Source organism: Saprospiraceae bacterium (assembly GCA_016714025.1).
Classification (GTDB): Bacteria; Bacteroidota; Bacteroidia; order Chitinophagales; family Saprospiraceae; genus Vicinibacter.
In genome coordinates this window covers 2,444,248-2,460,481 of record JADJOB010000002.1, presented here as the reverse complement: position 1 = coordinate 2,460,481, position 16,234 = coordinate 2,444,248, and the positions used below count along the sequence as shown (strand labels likewise).

The 16,234-nt window shown below is 35.1% G+C and carries 13 protein-coding genes; 7 read left to right on the top strand and 6 right to left on the bottom strand.

The features are described from left to right. The first annotated feature begins 7 nt into the window (after positions 1 to 7). The 3 genes from IPJ80_13105 (at position 8) to IPJ80_13095 (ending at position 7,018) form a co-directional block, all read left to right on the top strand. Positions 8 to 2,431 (top strand): PD40 domain-containing protein, encoded by a 2,424-nt coding sequence (locus IPJ80_13105; protein MBK7914421.1) that lies wholly within the window; start codon positions 8 to 10, stop codon positions 2,429 to 2,431. A 15-nt stretch (positions 2,432 to 2,446) separates the two neighbouring features. Beyond that, positions 2,447 to 6,064 (top strand): gliding motility-associated C-terminal domain-containing protein, encoded by a 3,618-nt coding sequence (locus IPJ80_13100; GenBank protein ID MBK7914420.1) that lies wholly within the window; start codon positions 2,447 to 2,449, stop codon positions 6,062 to 6,064. Positions 6,065 to 6,130: 66 nt separating this feature from the next. Continuing rightward, positions 6,131 to 7,018 (top strand): class I SAM-dependent methyltransferase, encoded by an 888-nt coding sequence (locus IPJ80_13095; protein ID MBK7914419.1) that lies wholly within the window; start codon positions 6,131 to 6,133, stop codon positions 7,016 to 7,018. A 13-nt stretch (positions 7,019 to 7,031) separates the two neighbouring features. Here the strand turns inward: IPJ80_13095 and ychF are convergent, their stop codons facing one another. Next, positions 7,032 to 8,126, bottom strand: coding sequence for a redox-regulated ATPase YchF (gene ychF, locus IPJ80_13090; protein ID MBK7914418.1), 1,095 nt, complete (start codon positions 8,124 to 8,126; stop codon positions 7,032 to 7,034). 78 nt (positions 8,127 to 8,204) lie between these two features. Here ychF and IPJ80_13085 point away from each other — a divergent pair, with 78 nt between their 5' ends. Then, the gene (locus IPJ80_13085; protein ID MBK7914417.1) at positions 8,205 to 8,804 is read left to right on the top strand and encodes a DUF479 domain-containing protein; all 600 of its coding nucleotides are present in this window, start codon (positions 8,205 to 8,207) and stop codon (positions 8,802 to 8,804) included. Here the strand turns inward: IPJ80_13085 and IPJ80_13080 are convergent. Continuing rightward, positions 8,776 to 9,495, bottom strand: a complete 720-nt coding sequence (locus IPJ80_13080) for a PorT family protein (GenBank protein MBK7914416.1) — start codon at positions 9,493 to 9,495, stop codon at positions 8,776 to 8,778. The two genes, IPJ80_13085 and IPJ80_13080, sit on opposite strands and share 29 nt — an antisense overlap. Next, positions 9,468 to 10,223, bottom strand: a complete 756-nt coding sequence (ubiE, locus tag IPJ80_13075) for a bifunctional demethylmenaquinone methyltransferase/2-methoxy-6-polyprenyl-1,4-benzoquinol methylase UbiE (protein MBK7914415.1) — start codon at positions 10,221 to 10,223, stop codon at positions 9,468 to 9,470. The genes IPJ80_13080 and ubiE overlap by 28 nt, the downstream gene beginning before the upstream one ends. Before the next feature lie 161 nt (positions 10,224 to 10,384). On the opposite strand from ubiE, the gene gyrA reads away from it, so the two are divergent. From gyrA to IPJ80_13060, 3 genes are all read left to right on the top strand, one after another. Beyond that, positions 10,385 to 12,904, top strand: coding sequence for a DNA gyrase subunit A (gene gyrA / locus IPJ80_13070; GenBank protein MBK7914414.1), 2,520 nt, complete (start codon positions 10,385 to 10,387; stop codon positions 12,902 to 12,904). 88 nt (positions 12,905 to 12,992) lie between these two features. Beyond that, complete coding sequence (locus IPJ80_13065) at positions 12,993 to 14,285, top strand: hypothetical protein (GenBank protein ID MBK7914413.1); 1,293 nt, start codon at positions 12,993 to 12,995, stop codon at positions 14,283 to 14,285. Between the two features lie 22 nt (positions 14,286 to 14,307). Beyond that, positions 14,308 to 14,793, top strand: a complete 486-nt coding sequence (locus IPJ80_13060; GenBank protein ID MBK7914412.1) for a nucleoside triphosphate pyrophosphohydrolase family protein — start codon at positions 14,308 to 14,310, stop codon at positions 14,791 to 14,793. A gap of 15 nt (positions 14,794 to 14,808) precedes the next feature. Here IPJ80_13060 and IPJ80_13055 read toward each other — a convergent pair whose 3' ends face one another. Genes IPJ80_13055 through IPJ80_13045 form a run of 3 tightly spaced genes read right to left on the bottom strand, consistent with a single transcriptional unit; the run spans position 14,809 to position 16,230 of the window. Continuing rightward, entirely contained in the window at positions 14,809 to 15,186 is a 378-nt protein-coding gene (locus IPJ80_13055) for a hypothetical protein (protein ID MBK7914411.1), read from the bottom strand. 3 nt (positions 15,187 to 15,189) lie between these two features. Then, on the bottom strand, positions 15,190 to 15,597 hold the full coding sequence (locus IPJ80_13050; GenBank protein MBK7914410.1) for a hypothetical protein: 408 nt from the start codon (positions 15,595 to 15,597) through the stop codon (positions 15,190 to 15,192). A gap of 27 nt (positions 15,598 to 15,624) precedes the next feature. Next, positions 15,625 to 16,230: a hypothetical protein gene (locus IPJ80_13045; GenBank protein ID MBK7914409.1), complete on the bottom strand. Its 606-nt coding sequence runs from the start codon at positions 16,228 to 16,230 to the stop codon at positions 15,625 to 15,627. Positions 16,231 to 16,234 lie beyond the last annotated feature (4 nt).

Sequence of the window (16,234 nt, the reverse complement as noted above, 5' to 3'; positions counted from 1 at the left end):
GCATTGTATGTGGGGTAGAACGGTAGGAATAATTCTTGTTATGTTTCAATTGGTTATCATTGATTCCAATGGACAAAGTTTATCGCGTATTTTAGAGGCTGCAGAAAAGTCACTTGCTTCAAAAAATTATTATGATGCATACTCTAAATATAGAGAAGCCTTAGAATTTGAACCCACAAATGCATCTTATTTATATAAAACTGCGGAATGTGCCAGATTATTTGGGGCATATAAAATGGCTGCCATGTTTTATGATAGTGTGCTGCACCATGAATTAAATAATTTTTATCCTTTAGCTGGATTTTGGTTAGGGCAGACAAGGCAAATTCAAGGGGATTATTCAAATGCAATTCTTGCTTATAAAATTTTCAATTCTGAGCATTCCGGTGAAGATTCAAGCTATCTTACAGTAGCAAAAAAAGAAATCCAGGCTTGCGAGTGGGCTTCCGAACAACTTAAATACCCTATAAAAGGATTGACCATGGAAAGGATGTCTGATCAGGTAAATTCCCAGTTTTCAGACTTTGCACCCGAATTATTTAAAGATGATTTAGTTTATTCTTCACTTCGTTTTGAAAACAAGAAGATTACAACGATTCCAAAGCGATACAATTCAAAAATTCTAATAAGTCATAAATCTGAATTTCCTGTTGAATTACTTCCTCCAGATTATGTTGCTGAAGGATTAAACATAGCACACACCAGTTATAATAAAGATTATACAAAAGTCTATTTTACTATTTGTGAAGATTTAAATGATTATGACAAACGCTGTGATTTATTTACCAGTACAATTGATGTTTCAGGAAATTGGTCAAGTCCGGTTAAATTGCCTGATTATATAAATATTGCGGGTAGTACCAGCACACAACCTCATCTCTGTTACTTAGATAATGATGTGAATCCAACATTGTTTTACGTGTCTAATAGATCTAAGGGAAAAGGAGGCCTGGATATTTGGTATGTAAAAATAGATGAAACCGGAAATTATTCAGAGCCAGTAAATTGTGCAGACATAAACACGAATACAGATGATATAACTCCATATTATCATCCTAAATCTAAAACGCTTTACTTTTCTTCAAAAGGGTATCTGGGAATGGGTGGTTTTGATGTCTACCAATCTAAATATGTTGATCATTCCTGGGCAATTCCTAAAAACACAGGAGTTCCTGTAAATAGCAGCTTTGATGATGTATACTATGTGATTACCAATCTTGATACAATAGCTTATTTAGCTTCCAATAGGACAGGAACACAGTTTTTAGATGATGCTAGTGAAGCGTGTTGTCTTGATTTATTTAAAATTAATCTACTGCCTTGTGATATTAATTTAGATGCATTCGTTTATCAATATTATACTAAAAAGGAACTGAAAAATGTAAACATAAGTCTTATTGACCTGGACCGGCCAACTGCTCCACGAATTACCATTAACACAGAACAAACCAATACGTATCGATTTGCAATTTTATGTGATAAAAACTACAAATTAATAGCTACCAAACAAGGTTATTTACCTGATTCCATAAGTTTCAATACTGGCAAACCGGCAGAATTTACTAATATAACTAAGAAATTATTTTTAAAACCCAACGCAATTTCACTTGATGTCTTGAGTTTTCATAAAATCACAAAAGACACCTTGAATGCCGTAACAATTAGTTTAATTGATCTGGATGATCCTCAAAGAGAACCGATCGTAGTAACAAATCTAAATACAAATTTAAGTCAGTTCAATATAATACCCTGTCATAAGTATAAAATTATCGGATCAAAACCTGATTTCGCAACCACCATTGTGTATTTAAACATTGACTGTGCAACCGATAGTATCGTGGTACAAAAAATATTTTTAGAACCTGAAATATATAGTTTACTTCCAATAAGTTTATATTTTGATAATGACCGACCCGACCCAAATACATTTAAACGGCATACTCTTTTAAAGTATTCAAAAACATACGAAGCTTATTACGCTAAAAAAATTGATTTTTTAAGCAAGTATCTTGCGATTCAAAAAATGAATGGAGATACATCAGGCTATCCAATGGATACATTTTTTGAAAATCAAATTAAATATGGAAAAGAGCGGTTTGATAAATTTTTAAAACTATTGGAAAAAGATCTTGCAAATGGCAAGCGGTATGAAATATTTGTAAAAGGTTACGCTTCCCCTCTTGCTAAGCCTGAATACAATCTAAATTTAAGTCAGCGTAGAATTGTTTCAATTTACAATGAGTTTTATAGACATAATAATGGTGTATTGATTGAATACATACGATCTAAACAATTAAAATTAAGTCAAAAACCATTTGGTGAAACTAATGCACCTACAGGTATAAGTGATAAAAAACAAGATCTCAGATCAATTTTTACAATTGAAGCATCCAGAGAACGACGTGTTGATATTATTGAAATTAAGGAATAGCATAAACCCTATCTAATGAACAACTTCAAAATAAGTAAGCATCAATTTCTAAGCTTAGTAAAAAGCCTGCGGAGTTTGGTTGTTTTGAGCATTGTTCTTTTGTGTTCATCAGATGAATTAAAAGCTACTCACCTGGTGGGTGGTCAACTTAATTACAGAAGCATTGGTAATAATTATTATGAAGTTACCGTCATTGTGCGCAGAGATTGCATATTTGGCGCAGACACCGTGCCCTTTGACAATCCAGCCTTGCTTGGAATATTTTATGGAAATGGCCAAAAAGCAATTCGGGTTGGCTTTGATGGGGTTGTCCCTTTAAAACTAATGAACAATGATACACTTCAAGAAACAGTTGACAATTTTTGTCCTGGAAAATTTAATGAAGTGTGTGTGCACCAAACGATTTATAGGGATACCATTTTATTGCCCTTTGATGAACGAGGATACATTTTAGCGTATCAAAGATGTTGTAGAAATGAAACCTTATTAAATATCACGGAACCGTTGGAAACCGGTGCAACCTACACAGCCCATATTACTGCGGACAACTTGAAAGCAAAAAATTCAAATCCGGTGTTTGGAGCTTTTCCTCCAATTTATGCCTGTGTAAATAAACCTTATTACTTTAATCATGGAGCCGTAGATGTGGATGGGGATTCCTTAGTCTATAGTTTTTGTACTCCGTTTAAAGGCAAAACTCGTCTTGATCCTGCAGGAAGACCTGATTTTCCTCCCTATGATACGGTAGTATGGGCACCTAATTACGATTTAAGTAATTTAGTTGGCAGTCCGGTTTTTATTAATTCCCAAACAGGTGAAATCACATTTACACCTACAATTCGTGGGCAGTTCTTATTTGGAATTTGCGTTTCAGAATATAGGAATGGTAAGTTAATAGGGTATACCAAAAGAGATTATGAGGTAAATATGGTTCCATGTGGTATTCAACCTGAAGCAAAATTTACAAGAAGTTCTTTGTTATGTGATGGATTGGATGTTTCCTTTACTGATCAAAGTTTAAATGCATTAAGCTATTTTTGGTATTTTGATTTTCAAAATAATCGAAATCTAAATTCAACTGCTATAAATCCAAGCATTAAATATCCAAAAGCAGGAATTTATGAAGTGGTGTTGATCGTAAAAAATGGAGAGTGTGATGATACATCAAAGCAACTCATACAAGTTATAGATCCACAACTAAAGCCCGACTTTCAAATTCAAACGGATTGTGATTCTACTGTTAAAATATCTATTCTTGATCAATCCTCTGCTTCCGGCCAAATTGTGAAACGAAATTGGAATCTTAAAAGTCCCAAGGACAATTTAAATTCTATGGATTTAAATCCTGTGTTTAAATTACAAGGAGATAGCCTGATTGAAATCAGTTTAACCATAACAGATGAAAATGGATGCACAGCAAGCATTCAAAAATCCATTTTGGTAAATCTGATCGAAGTTAATTTAATCGCCAGTGAATTGAGTATTTGCAACGGAGATTCTGTACACCTGGTGAAAAACCCAAACCCCCGTTTGACTTACCAATGGAGTCCAACCAATACCCTGGATCTGTCAAACCCAAGTGACCCCATTGCAAAACCATCCTCAACAACAACTTATTCTGTTACAATAACAGATGGACCTTGTTCAGCAATCCGGCAAATTAAAATACTCGTTAAAGATAAATTGAATTTAAAGTTACAAGCTGATACCATTGTTTGTAATGGAAAATTTGATATAACAGCTTCATCCGATTCTTCAACCGTTTTTTCCTGGTCAAACAACCGTTTATTTAATCCAACTTATTTTACCGGCTCTCATTATTCAGATACGATTAGTGGAACTCGAAAATTTTATGTGAAGGCTGGCATTGGTGCACAATGTCCCGCAATAGATTCAATTACAATTTCAAACAAAGCACTCAATCTGAAATACAAAAAAGAATATTTAATTTGTGCTGGCGATTCGATACAAATATCAATTCAAAATCTCAATACTGCGGATACCCTTTTAATAGCATGGGAAGCAAACCCAATTATTATCAGTCCTTTAAATCAATCAAACATTCAAGTATCTTGTCCAAGCCCTGGACGCTATGTGTTGAGATTTACAATTAAAAATCAATTTAATTGCGGTCTTTCTGATAGCATCATAATTAATGCAGCCAACGCTTCATTACCAGATCTTACCGTTGAAACAACTTGCGGATCATTAGAAATAAAAGTAACAACAACCAGTACCGGAAAAATACACTGGGATTTTGGTGACGGAATAGGACAATCCACTAATAAAATAGATCGTTACGTTTATAACAAAACTGGAACTTACCGAATTGTATTGGAATCAGATTCAGTTTGTAAACGAACCACTGAACGTGAAATTACTGTTATTAAATTATTTTCTACAGTATTAGATTCCTTAGTAAGCTGTGATGGCATTATCTACCTCAATCCTTCAGCAGACACTTCATTTAAATATGAATGGTCACCAAGTGAAGGATTGGATGATCCGAATATCCCGAATCCAAAAACCACCCTTAGTTCTAGCAAAAAGTATTATGTAAAAATTTATGACCCCAGGTATCCTGATAGTTGTTTTATCAGGGATAGTATATGTATTGTAGTTCCACCAGCAATCCAATTGCTTGCCGGACCCGATACCACACTGTGTGCTAAAAGCAGCATCCTTCTAAAAGCCAATAGCAATATCACCGGACTTAAATTGACTTGGTGCAATTCAGATAATAAGGAAATTGGTTCAGGCCCTGAAATCAAAGTGGAACCTGAAAAAACAACTTTTTACATTGTTAAAGCTGTTGATGCTTATGGATGTGAAAAGTCTGATACGGTGCATGTAACCTTATACGAATTTATTGCCGACATATCTGGCCAGCCAATCATCTGCAAAGGAGATAGTGTGAAATTAATATTACACATTTCAAAAGGGGATAGCCTCCATTTTGAATGGTTTCCGAAAGAAAGTATTTCAGGCAATGATAAAGATACTTGCATTCTGGTGAAACCAGATTTTGATCAAGTTTATAAAGTTATCGTTACAAATTCATTTGGTTGCAGCTGGGAAGCAAGCTATCTGGTAAAAGTAAGTGATATCCAAAATCAATTAGTAGTTGATGCTGATCCTAAACAAATAGTTCCAGGTCAAAAAACACAGCTTACTGCTACTTTCAACGCAAATTGGAAATACAGTTGGAAACCTAATGATGGCAGCTTATCGGATTCTTCAATTTATAATCCCATAGCAACACCAACTAAAACAACTAGCTATACTGTGACCATTGTTGATGAAAATGGTTGCACTGCTTCTGCTACTATTACAATTATAGTTAACGACTGTTCAGAATCTGTTTTTGTTCCCAATGCATTTAGCCCAAACAATGATTCAAAAAATGATATTCTTTTTGTAAGGTCTCGTTCCAGTGCTGTAACTGAAATAGATTTTCAGATATATAATCGATGGGGTGAACGCGTATTCAAAACTACTGACATTAACATAGGATGGGACGGGCGTTATAAAGGCGAGTTACTTAGTCCGGATGTATTTGGCTATGGCTTGAAGTTTAAATGTTTCGAAAACAAAGAATACTCAAAGAAAGGCAATATTACTTTATTAAAATAAGAACCATTATTTAAATAAAATTACAGCCTTCGATTTAATTTTAAAACCATCAATTTACATTTGCATATGATTTCGATTACTAAATGTCCCATATGCAAACTGGAACGGTTTGAAAGCTTCTTAAAAATCAAAGACCATTCGATTTCTGGTGAATATTTTAATTTAGAAATTTGTGCATCCTGCCGCTTTATAATTACCTCGCCGAGACCTGACACAGAGCAATTAGGAGCCTATTATCTATCGGAAAACTATATTTCTCATAGTGACACAAACACTGGTCTTGTTAATAAAATCTATCGCAGAATAAGACAATTTACAATAAAGCAAAAAATAGCATTAATAAGGAAGTTTCATCAAAATCCAAGACTTTTGGATATAGGCAGTGGCGCCGGATACTTTTTAAATGAATGTCAAACTCAAGGGTTCAATTGCTTTGGGATAGAGCCGGATCTCAATACAAGATCCAATTCGATCAACAAATTTAATATCCAGGTATTTGATGAATTGTATATAAATCAAATACCTGCAGAAAGCGTTGATGTCATAACGATGTGGCATGTTTTAGAACATGTTCCGGAATTAAATCAACGATTGGAAGAAATCAGAAAAATATTAAAGCCAAATGCATATTTAATAATTGCTGTACCTAATTGCAATTCATTTGATACCGGCTATTACAAGGAATATTGGGCAGGGTATGATGTGCCAAGGCATTTATGGCATTTTACTCCAGAGACTATAATAAATTTATTAAATCGTTACTCTTTTTCACATATTGAAACCAGGCCAATGTATTTTGATGCGTATTATGTAGCCATGCTAAGTGAAAAATACAAAGGAAATTTTGCAGGATTGGCAAGAGGATTTGTAACTGGGTTCATTTCAAATGCAATTGCATCCTTTTCAAAAAACAATCGCTATTCCAGTCAAATTTATATTTTCAGAAAACAATAATTCTTTTCGGACATTAAACATTAAATAAGAAATGCATAATGTCACCGTCTTTTACAACATACTCTTTCCCTTCAGTTGACATTTTTCCTGCTGATTTAATGGCGGCTTCTGATTTAAATGTAATGTAATCCTGGTATTGAATAACTTCAGCCCGGATAAATCCCTTTTCAAAATCAGTATGGATCACAGCTGCCGCTTGTGGAGCTTTTGTTCCTTTAACAATTGTCCAGGCACGAACTTCTTTTTCCCCTACAGTAAAATACGTAACAAGATCCAGTAATTCATAAGCCGAACGGCTGATTAAATTGATACCTGGTTCTTCCAAACCCATACTTTTAAAAAACTCACTTCGTTCTTCTTCAGGCAACTCAGAAATTTCGGCTTCAATGCCCGCTGATATCAATATGACTTTTGCCTGCTCATCTTTTACTGCTTCTATAAAAGATTTTGTGTGAGCGTTGCCGGTATGAATAGATGCTTCATCAACATTGCAAACATACAATACGGGTTTTCCAGTTAAAAGCTGACTATTTTTAACCAGGATTGCTGTTTCAGCATCCGTTATAAAAGATCTTGCAGGTTTGCCAGATTCAAGATGTTTATTGATTTGTTCAAGAAATTCCAATTCTCTGAGTACTTCCTTATCTCCGCTCTTAGACTGCTTGCGAAGACGATCCATACGCTTATCACTGGTTTCCAGATCTTTTAATATTAATTCAGTATCCACAATTTCTTTATCCCGAATTGGATTTACAGATCCATCCACATGTACCACATTATCATCATCGAAAGCACGAACTACATGGATAATTGCATCAACTTCCCGAATATTGGCTAAAAACTGATTTCCCAGTCCTTCACCTTTTGAAGCCCCTTTTATAAGACCGGCTATATCTAAAATATCAACAGTCGTTGGAACAACCCGCTGCGGATTTGCGATAGCCGCCAACTCTTTTAAACGGACATCAGGTACCGTGATTACACCTAAATTCGGATCCTTTGTTGCAAATGGATAATTTGCTGCCAATGCACCAGCAGAGGTCAACGCATTAAACAAAGTTGATTTACCTACATTCGGCAATCCCACGATTCCACATTGCAAACCCATATCATTTTATATTTTCACAAAATTAGAAAAAAGCCAGAGCCAATTTATGCAATTGAAAATCATTAACTTTCTGCTTTTATGAATTTTCTGGCTCATTTAAACCTTGCGTATCCTTCCGAACAACTGCTTGCAGGTAATTATATCTGTGATTTTATTACAAAGCACCAGGAAAAAGAGGTCCACGAATCATTTCAAGTTGGAATTAGAATGCATCGTTGGATTGATCACTTTTCAAATAATCACAATGAAATACTCCAGATAAATAAATTATTTCACACACTAATCCATAAATATGCACCGGTTGGTACTGATATTGTATGCGATTATTTACTATATAGAAACTGGGATTTACATAATTTAAAAAGCTTTGAGAATTTTCAAGAAGATTGCTATAACAAATTGAATCGGATGGTTGAGTTTATGCCCTTAAAAATTGGTGCTATTTGCAACATGATGATTCAGGACAAATGGCTTATGCAGTACACCAATCTAAACAGGCTTGAAAACGTGTGTATAAGAATGAATAAAAAAGCAAAATTCCCTGTTGATTTTAGAAAAATATTACCAATAGTAGAAGCACATGAAAATCAACTAACAGAATACTTTAATAAATTTTATATGGAATGCAAAACCGAAACCTCACAACGCTTTAACCCTCAAAGTGAAATGACAAAGTAAACGCTTTGGTAAACAATTTTTCAATAATAGTAGACTCTGGCAATTTGTTGTCGAAAATCAATATGTTATTTAATCCATGTGAAAATTTTATTTCAGGGGAAAAAATAAAATAGGGGAGATAGAATTGCATTCCTACACCTATTTCTAATTGAAAATCATGTGGAGAAATCCGAACTATCTTAAATTGATTTTTATCTGATCGACTGTTAGAGGAGAAATCATAGGAGTATTTAACCCCAGTAATAAAGTAAACACGTTTATCTTTATAAGGAGCCGAAGTAAAGCGCACCAATAAAGGAATCTCTCCAAACACGGATTCGATTCGCTCCTTTGTTTCAATGCCTGTATTTAAATCCTGATAAGCAAGACTTCTGTAAGACAAGGCAATGCTGGGCAAAACTCTAAAATCAAAGTAGTCACCAATTTTAAAATTGGTAATCATTGAAAGGGTCAAACCTGAATTGGATAGGCCTTCATTCCATTTGTAATTTCCATTATTTATAAATCTGCGGGAATGCTCTATTTTAAATCCTGAAGAATTGTACCCAATGGTTAAACCAAAATAGTGCGCTTTTTTTCTAAAACTAAGATAGTTATAACTGTGCGAATTCACTTGTGAATGCAGCAATTCCTGTGATATACACACTAATATAAAAATCAATACTATTTGTATCCGATGTAGATGCTGCATATACCAAAAGTCAATGGTTTATAGGAACAATTTTTAAATCCAGATGCTTCTAGAATGGCAGTAAAACGCCCAAAATCGGGAAATTGTTGCACGGATTCAAATAAGTAATTATACGCTCTTTGATCTTTTGAAAGCATGCGACCAATCAAAGGCAATATGTATTTAAAATAAAACTGAAAAATTTGTTTGATTGGAAAAATCAAAGGTCTTGAAAATTCCAAAATCACAATTTGTCCACCTGGTTTAATAACACGATGCATTTCTAAAATGCCTTTTTCCAAGTTTTCAAAATTTCGCACTCCAAAAGCAACCGTAATTACATCAAAGGTATTTTCAGTAAACGGGATATTTTCAGCATCTGCAAACTGACATTCAATCTGATTTTGAAGGTGTTGCTTTATCACTTTTGCCCGACCAATTTCCAACATTTTTTCCGAGACATCCGTAGCAATGATTTTGGAATTTTTATATGTTCTTGCGGCTTGAATAGCCAAATCACAAGTACCGGACGCTATATCCAGCAATTTTAGGGAATCACCCGGTGCTTTGGAAATCAAATTCAATGCTTTTTTACGCCAATACCGGTCAATTCCCAAAGAAAGTATTGAATTTAACAAATCATAGGTGCCTGAAATATTATCAAACATCCGGATGACCTGTTGTTTTTTAGAACCTTCTGTAGTGTATGGATTAACCAATTTTTCTTGAATTTCAAAACAAAGGTACATTCAAAAAAACGAGATCGTTTAAAGGGGTATATATTATAAAAATAAATATTTTTAATAGACTGAAATACTGATTTTTAAAAGCTGTTTTTTGTAAAATAATCCTTGGAATTAGGGCATCTTTTTATTATTTTTGCGGACTTAATAAAAAAGGCCCGTTCGCTATGTCTGATCACGACAAAATTATATCGGTAAATATTGAAAAACAGCTTCAGACCTCTTATATCGATTATTCGATGTCTGTAATTGTTGCCCGAGCCCTTCCGGATGTGAGGGATGGCTTAAAACCAGTACACAGACGTGTTTTATACGGCATGAGTGAATTGGGAATGTCTTATAATAAACCCTATAAAAAATCAGCCAGGATTGTAGGGGAGGTATTAGGAAAATATCATCCCCATGGGGATAGTTCAGTATATGATGCCATGGTGCGTATGGCGCAGGAATGGTCTATGCGGTATCCATTGATTGATGGCCAGGGTAACTTTGGTTCAATGGACGGTGACAGTCCGGCAGCGATGCGATATACTGAGGCCAGATTGGCCCGAATTTCTGACGAGTTATTGGATGACATTGACAAAGAAACCGTCGACTTTAGATTAAATTTTGATGATAGCCTGGAAGAACCCACCGTATTGCCGGCTAAAATTCCAAATTTACTGATCAATGGTTCATCTGGAATTGCCGTCGGAATGGCCACCAACATGTTACCTCATAATCTTACGGAAGTTTGTAATGGAGTTATAAAAATGATTGACAATCCGGATATCACCCTGGATGAGTTAATGGAAAGCATTCCTGGCCCAGATCTTCCAACAGGTGGAACGATTTACGGTATATCAGGTATTCGGGATGCGTATGAAACAGGAAGAGGCAAGATTCTCTTAAGAGGCAAAGCTGAAATTCAAGTGATTGATAATCGGGAAGTCATTTTAATTTCTGAAATCCCATATCAGGTTAATAAGGCTCTCTTAATTCAAAAAATCGCAGATCTTGTTAATGAAGAAAAAATTGTAGGTATCAGCGATGTACGCGACGAGTCAGACAGAGAAGGCATTCGAATTTTAGTTGAATTGCGAAAAGATGCAATTTCAAATGTAGTATTGAGTAATTTATATAAATACACGCCGCTACAATCGTCTTTTGGTATTAATAACATTGCTTTAGTACAAGGGAGACCCGTTTCACTTGGATTAAAAGAAATTATATTTCAATTTATAAAGTTTCGAATTGAAGTTGTCGTTAAGCGTACTAAATTTCAACTGCGTCAAGCCCAGGAAAAAGCACATGTACTGGAAGGCTTATTGATTGCTTTAGATCACCTGGATGCTATCATATCATTAATCCGAGGATCCCGCACCGTGGAGGATGCTCGCAATGGGTTAATTAATCAATTTAATCTAAGTGAAATTCAGGCACGCGCTATTCTGGATATGCGTCTTCAAAAACTCACCGGATTAGAGCGCGAAAAGATAAAAGAAGAATATGATGCTTTAATTCTTGAGATAAAAAGATTGCAGGAAATATTGGATAATATTAATTTGCAAAAAGAAATTATCAAATCTGAATTACAACTGATCATTTCCAAATTCGGCGATGAACGTCGAACATCCATTACACAAGTTGAAGGAGATATCAATATTGAAGATATGATTGCAAACGATCAGGTGATCGTTACCATTTCACATCAGGGATATATTAAACGCACAAAAACTTCCGAATACAGAACGCAAAGCAGGGGAGGCCGAGGCTCAACAGGAAGTAAAACCCGGGAAGAAGATTTTATCGAACACATGTTTGTAGCCAGCAATCATAATTATTTACTCTTGTTTACAGAATTGGGTAAATGTTATTGGTTACGCGTTTATGAAATTCCTGAAGCAACTAAAACCACACTTGGTCGTGCCATTCAAAATCTTATAAATCTTCCAAAAGAAGACAAAGTGCGTGCTTATATCAATATAGAAGATTTGGAGGACAAGGCATTTTTAGAAAATCATTTTATTGTATTGTGCACTAAAAATGGAATCATTAAAAAAAGCAGTATCGAAGATTTCAGCCGTCCAAGATCAAATGGTATTATAGCAATTAGCATAAATGAAGGTGACCAATTGATGGATGCCCGTTTAACAAATGGTGCTTCTGAAATTGTCATTGCAAATAAAAAGGGACGCGCAATTCGTTTTCCTGAAAACAAGGTACGCGTTATGGGCCGTGGAGCTGCAGGCGTTCGGGCCATTAAACTTGATGAAGATGGAAATGATCAGGTAGTTGGAATGATCTGTGTGGATCCAATGGATCCGCAAGCTACCATATTGGTTGTTTCAGACAAGGGCAATGGCAAACGCACTGATTTAGGTGATTACAGTGTTACCAACCGGGGAGGAAAAGGGGTGCGCACCTTAAAATTGTCTGAAAAAACAGGTTCTTTGGTCGCAATCAAAAACGTAAATGAAACCCAGGATTTAATAATCACAACTACGCAAGGGGTCATCATCAGAATGCATGTTTCTGATTTGAGGGTCATGGGCCGGGCGACTCAGGGAGTTCGCTTAATTCGACTCGATGAAGGCGATGAAATTGGGGATGTGGCAGTTATTGATCGGGAAGAAGAACTCGCTGAAGAAATTCAGGAAAATGAAAATCCTATCATTTCACCCAGTTTTGACGATTCGGAAGAATAATTTATTTAAAAAAAACTTAACTAAATTCGTTTCCAAGAAACGAATTAATTTTAATGCTTCTTAGTTATAGTATTAATAAAAGCAAAATATGAAACCACTATTTTCTCTCATTCTAATTTTATTATCCTTTGCTGTATTTGCTCAGGAACCTGAAAAAGATGTAAAAAAAGCAGATAGTAAAGTCGCCAGTTTTTATCTGGATCCTACTGCAAATGTTTCCAAATTATGGGAAGCAAAAGCATTGATTGATGGTGCAAGTGACAATGAATTGGTCAGCAAATCTGCACGTACCTGGTCTGTAAAAGGAAAAGTTTATAATGCCATTTGTTCCCATGAAAGTGATTCAATACTTATTGGCCAACAATTTGGAAGACCTTATAAAGTTAAACACAAAGATGCCGCTTTAATAGCCTATACTTCATGGCTTAAATCGAAAGAACTTGCTACAAAAAGTCACGAATCAAAAGATGCATTGGAAGCCTTAAGCGAAACTTATCGCTATCTCAATAATTATGGCATTCAGGCTTATGAAGGTGGTGATTTCAAAGCAGCATTCAACCACTTTGATGCAGTAGTTAAAATTAACGATCTGCTCTTAGCAGGTGGAATGAAAGGTGTTTTAGTTACACCAGAAGATTTGAATAAACAAAAATACCTTGCTGCTGCATGTGCGATTAATGCGAATATGTTAGAAACAGCCTTTCCTTATTTAGAAGACCTTCGCAAGGTAAATTACAGCGAATCATTTATTTATGAAGGTTTATATAAATACTATTTAGATCGCGATGAAAAAAAGGCAGAAGAAGCTTTAGCGGAAGGCCGTCAAAAATTTCCAAATGAAACTGCTTTATTATTTAATGAAATCAATCATTACTTGAAAAAAGGCCGATTAAACGAATTGGTCGATAAATTAAAAATTGCCGTTGAAAAAGAACCTGGTAACGTTTCAGTTAGAACTACCTTAGGCAATGTGTATGACAACCTTTGCCAGAAAGAATGGGAAGGTGGAAATTTTGAAAAAGGCAATGAATATTATGCTCAAGCTGAAAAATATTATAAAGAAGCTTTAACAATTGCAGCCACAGATTTTAACAGTCTTTATAGCTTAGGCGCATTGTATTACAATAAGGCTGCTTTGATTTCTAAAGAAGCCAATAAACTCAGTTCAGACTACAGCAAAGAAGGGACACGCAAATACAATGAAAAGAAAGCAGAAATGGAAAGCTATTTCGATAAAGCATTGCCTTATTTCGAACAAGCTGAAAAAATAGAACCAAAAGATAAAAATACACTGATCGCATTAAAAGAAATTTTTGCTAAAAAATCACAGTTTGATAAATCGAATGCTTACAAGACAAAATTGGAAAGTTTAGGTAATTAATCAAGCTAGTTTTTACAGTGATATGGATGAAAAGAAATTCAAAGAAGTTGAAGCGCTGAATGGAGTAGGGGCTTTTCATGATCTATTTGATTTGCCTATTCTTGAGCAACCTCAAATTCCGGATGCAAACCGTTGTAAGCTTAGGTTGTCTTTGTTGGAAGAAGAATTAACAGAACTCAAGGAAGCGATTGAACAGGGTGATCTTATAGCAGCAGCCGATGCTTTTTGTGATTTACAATATGTTTTATCCGGTGCTATTCATGAATTCGGTTTGGGATCTCATTTTTACGATTTGTTTCAGGAGGTACAGCGGTCAAATATGAGCAAAGCGTGCAGCTCGATAGAAGAAGCCGAAAATACGCAATCCTTGTATCTGGAACAAAAGCAAACTGTATCAGAAATCAAGCAAAAAGGAGATCGTTTTTTGGTTTACCGTACTGAAGATGGCAAAGTATTAAAATCCATAAATTACAGTCCAGCCAATTTAGAAATGGTTCTAAATAAATAGATTTCGTTTAACTAGTTATTGGGGTCGCTTTTCATAAAGAGGGCCGACCTTAAAGCCTTCATCAGATAAATCCCCTCGATGGATTCTAATGCCGTATGGAATCTCATCTAAAAATTCAGTTCTGGATCGTGCTATTTTACCTTTTCCATCCTGAACTTCTATCTGAAACATACTGATATTTTTTGCATCATCCCGCTGAATCGTCAGGTATTTTACAATGACTCCGTAAGGGAGCAATCGATCCCTGATATCAACTAGTTGTTCGGTTGGCATTGATTTTTTAAAATGAACTTCAATCCAGGACTCATCCACATAAAAATAGGTTTGATTTTCCTTTACTTTACATGAAACCAAACCAAAAACTAAAAACAGAAGACAAAACCAGGATCTCATTGATTAAGCTGGTTTTTGATCTTCCGGCTTATTGGAATCACTTGGATTTGGGTTAGTATCTTTTGGTTGTAATTTTTCAGCCAAATCTTCCATCGTATCAGCAGCCTTCTCTGCAAAATGTTGAGCTGACTCAAGTACATCGTGTGTAATTTCCTTGGTTTTCTCCCAGCTTGCTTCAGCAACCTCTTCCGCCTTTTTTACAAATTCTGATTCTTGAATTTTTGTAACAGCTTCCATGGTATTTTCTTTTGCTTCTTGCATGGCTGTATTTGCCCAGGCTTTTGCTTTTTCTATGGATTCCTCTGTTTGTTTTTCAATCAGATCTTTAGTTTTTTCTGCATTATCAATTGCTTGTTGTGTAGCTTCTTTGCTTATTCCGAAAAGCTTGCTAAAAAAATCTTTCATTGCCATGCTATCAATTTTAAATTGTAAAATAAATTAATTTGTAGTTGTATCGTCAGGTAACTCTACCGGTGTAATCGTTTTTTGTTTTGAATCGTTAGGATCCAAATTCTTTTGGTCAACTTTAGTATGATCTTTTTGTGTCTCCAACCATTTTTCAGCTTTACTGAAAAAATCAGGATGGCTAGATTCTAAATTTTTTCCAAAATCAATGGGTTTATCAGCGATTCCATCTTTGTCCTGATCTTTTAGGGTTTCTTCCGCCTCTAATTTTTTTGCTTTGTCGACCGTTTCATCAATAAAACGATCCATTTTTTCCAAACCTTCTTTTGCTTTTTCTGCAATATTTTCTCTCAACTCACGAGTAGAATCATCCAGTATCTCAATCTTTTCTTTGATTTCTGACCACAATTGTTTTCCTTGTTCTTTTGCTTCATCTACAGAATCTGCTACAAAATCCTTTGCTTTTTCCAAAAATTCTGAGGATCCACTGCCTTCCCGGCTTGAATCATTAGCTTGGTTTACTTGCTGCTGATTTTCGATTTCAGAAAATCTAGTATCCTGATAATCAATCCCATCTATTTGACTATTGGAATTGGAAGGTTTTGAAAACCAAGATTTTATAGTATCAAATAAAGCCATTATG

Coding starts and splice junctions, on each gene's coding strand:
- IPJ80_13065 (MBK7914413.1), top strand. CDS start 12,993: ATGAAACCACTATTTTCTCTCATTCTAATTTTATTATCCTTTGCTGTA.
- IPJ80_13100 (MBK7914420.1), top strand. CDS start 2,447: ATGAACAACTTCAAAATAAGTAAGCATCAATTTCTAAGCTTAGTAAAA.
- IPJ80_13085 (MBK7914417.1), top strand. CDS start 8,205: ATGAATTTTCTGGCTCATTTAAACCTTGCGTATCCTTCCGAACAACTG.
- IPJ80_13055 (MBK7914411.1), bottom strand. CDS start 15,186: ATGAGATCCTGGTTTTGTCTTCTGTTTTTAGTTTTTGGTTTGGTTTCA.
- IPJ80_13050 (MBK7914410.1), bottom strand. CDS start 15,597: ATGGCAATGAAAGATTTTTTTAGCAAGCTTTTCGGAATAAGCAAAGAA.
- gyrA (MBK7914414.1), top strand. CDS start 10,385: ATGTCTGATCACGACAAAATTATATCGGTAAATATTGAAAAACAGCTT.
- IPJ80_13105 (MBK7914421.1), top strand. CDS start 8: ATGTGGGGTAGAACGGTAGGAATAATTCTTGTTATGTTTCAATTGGTT.
- IPJ80_13045 (MBK7914409.1), bottom strand. CDS start 16,230: ATGGCTTTATTTGATACTATAAAATCTTGGTTTTCAAAACCTTCCAAT.
- ubiE (MBK7914415.1), bottom strand. CDS start 10,223: ATGTACCTTTGTTTTGAAATTCAAGAAAAATTGGTTAATCCATACACT.
- IPJ80_13060 (MBK7914412.1), top strand. CDS start 14,308: ATGGATGAAAAGAAATTCAAAGAAGTTGAAGCGCTGAATGGAGTAGGG.
- IPJ80_13095 (MBK7914419.1), top strand. CDS start 6,131: ATGATTTCGATTACTAAATGTCCCATATGCAAACTGGAACGGTTTGAA.
- IPJ80_13080 (MBK7914416.1), bottom strand. CDS start 9,495: ATGCAGCATCTACATCGGATACAAATAGTATTGATTTTTATATTAGTG.
- ychF (MBK7914418.1), bottom strand. CDS start 8,126: ATGGGTTTGCAATGTGGAATCGTGGGATTGCCGAATGTAGGTAAATCA.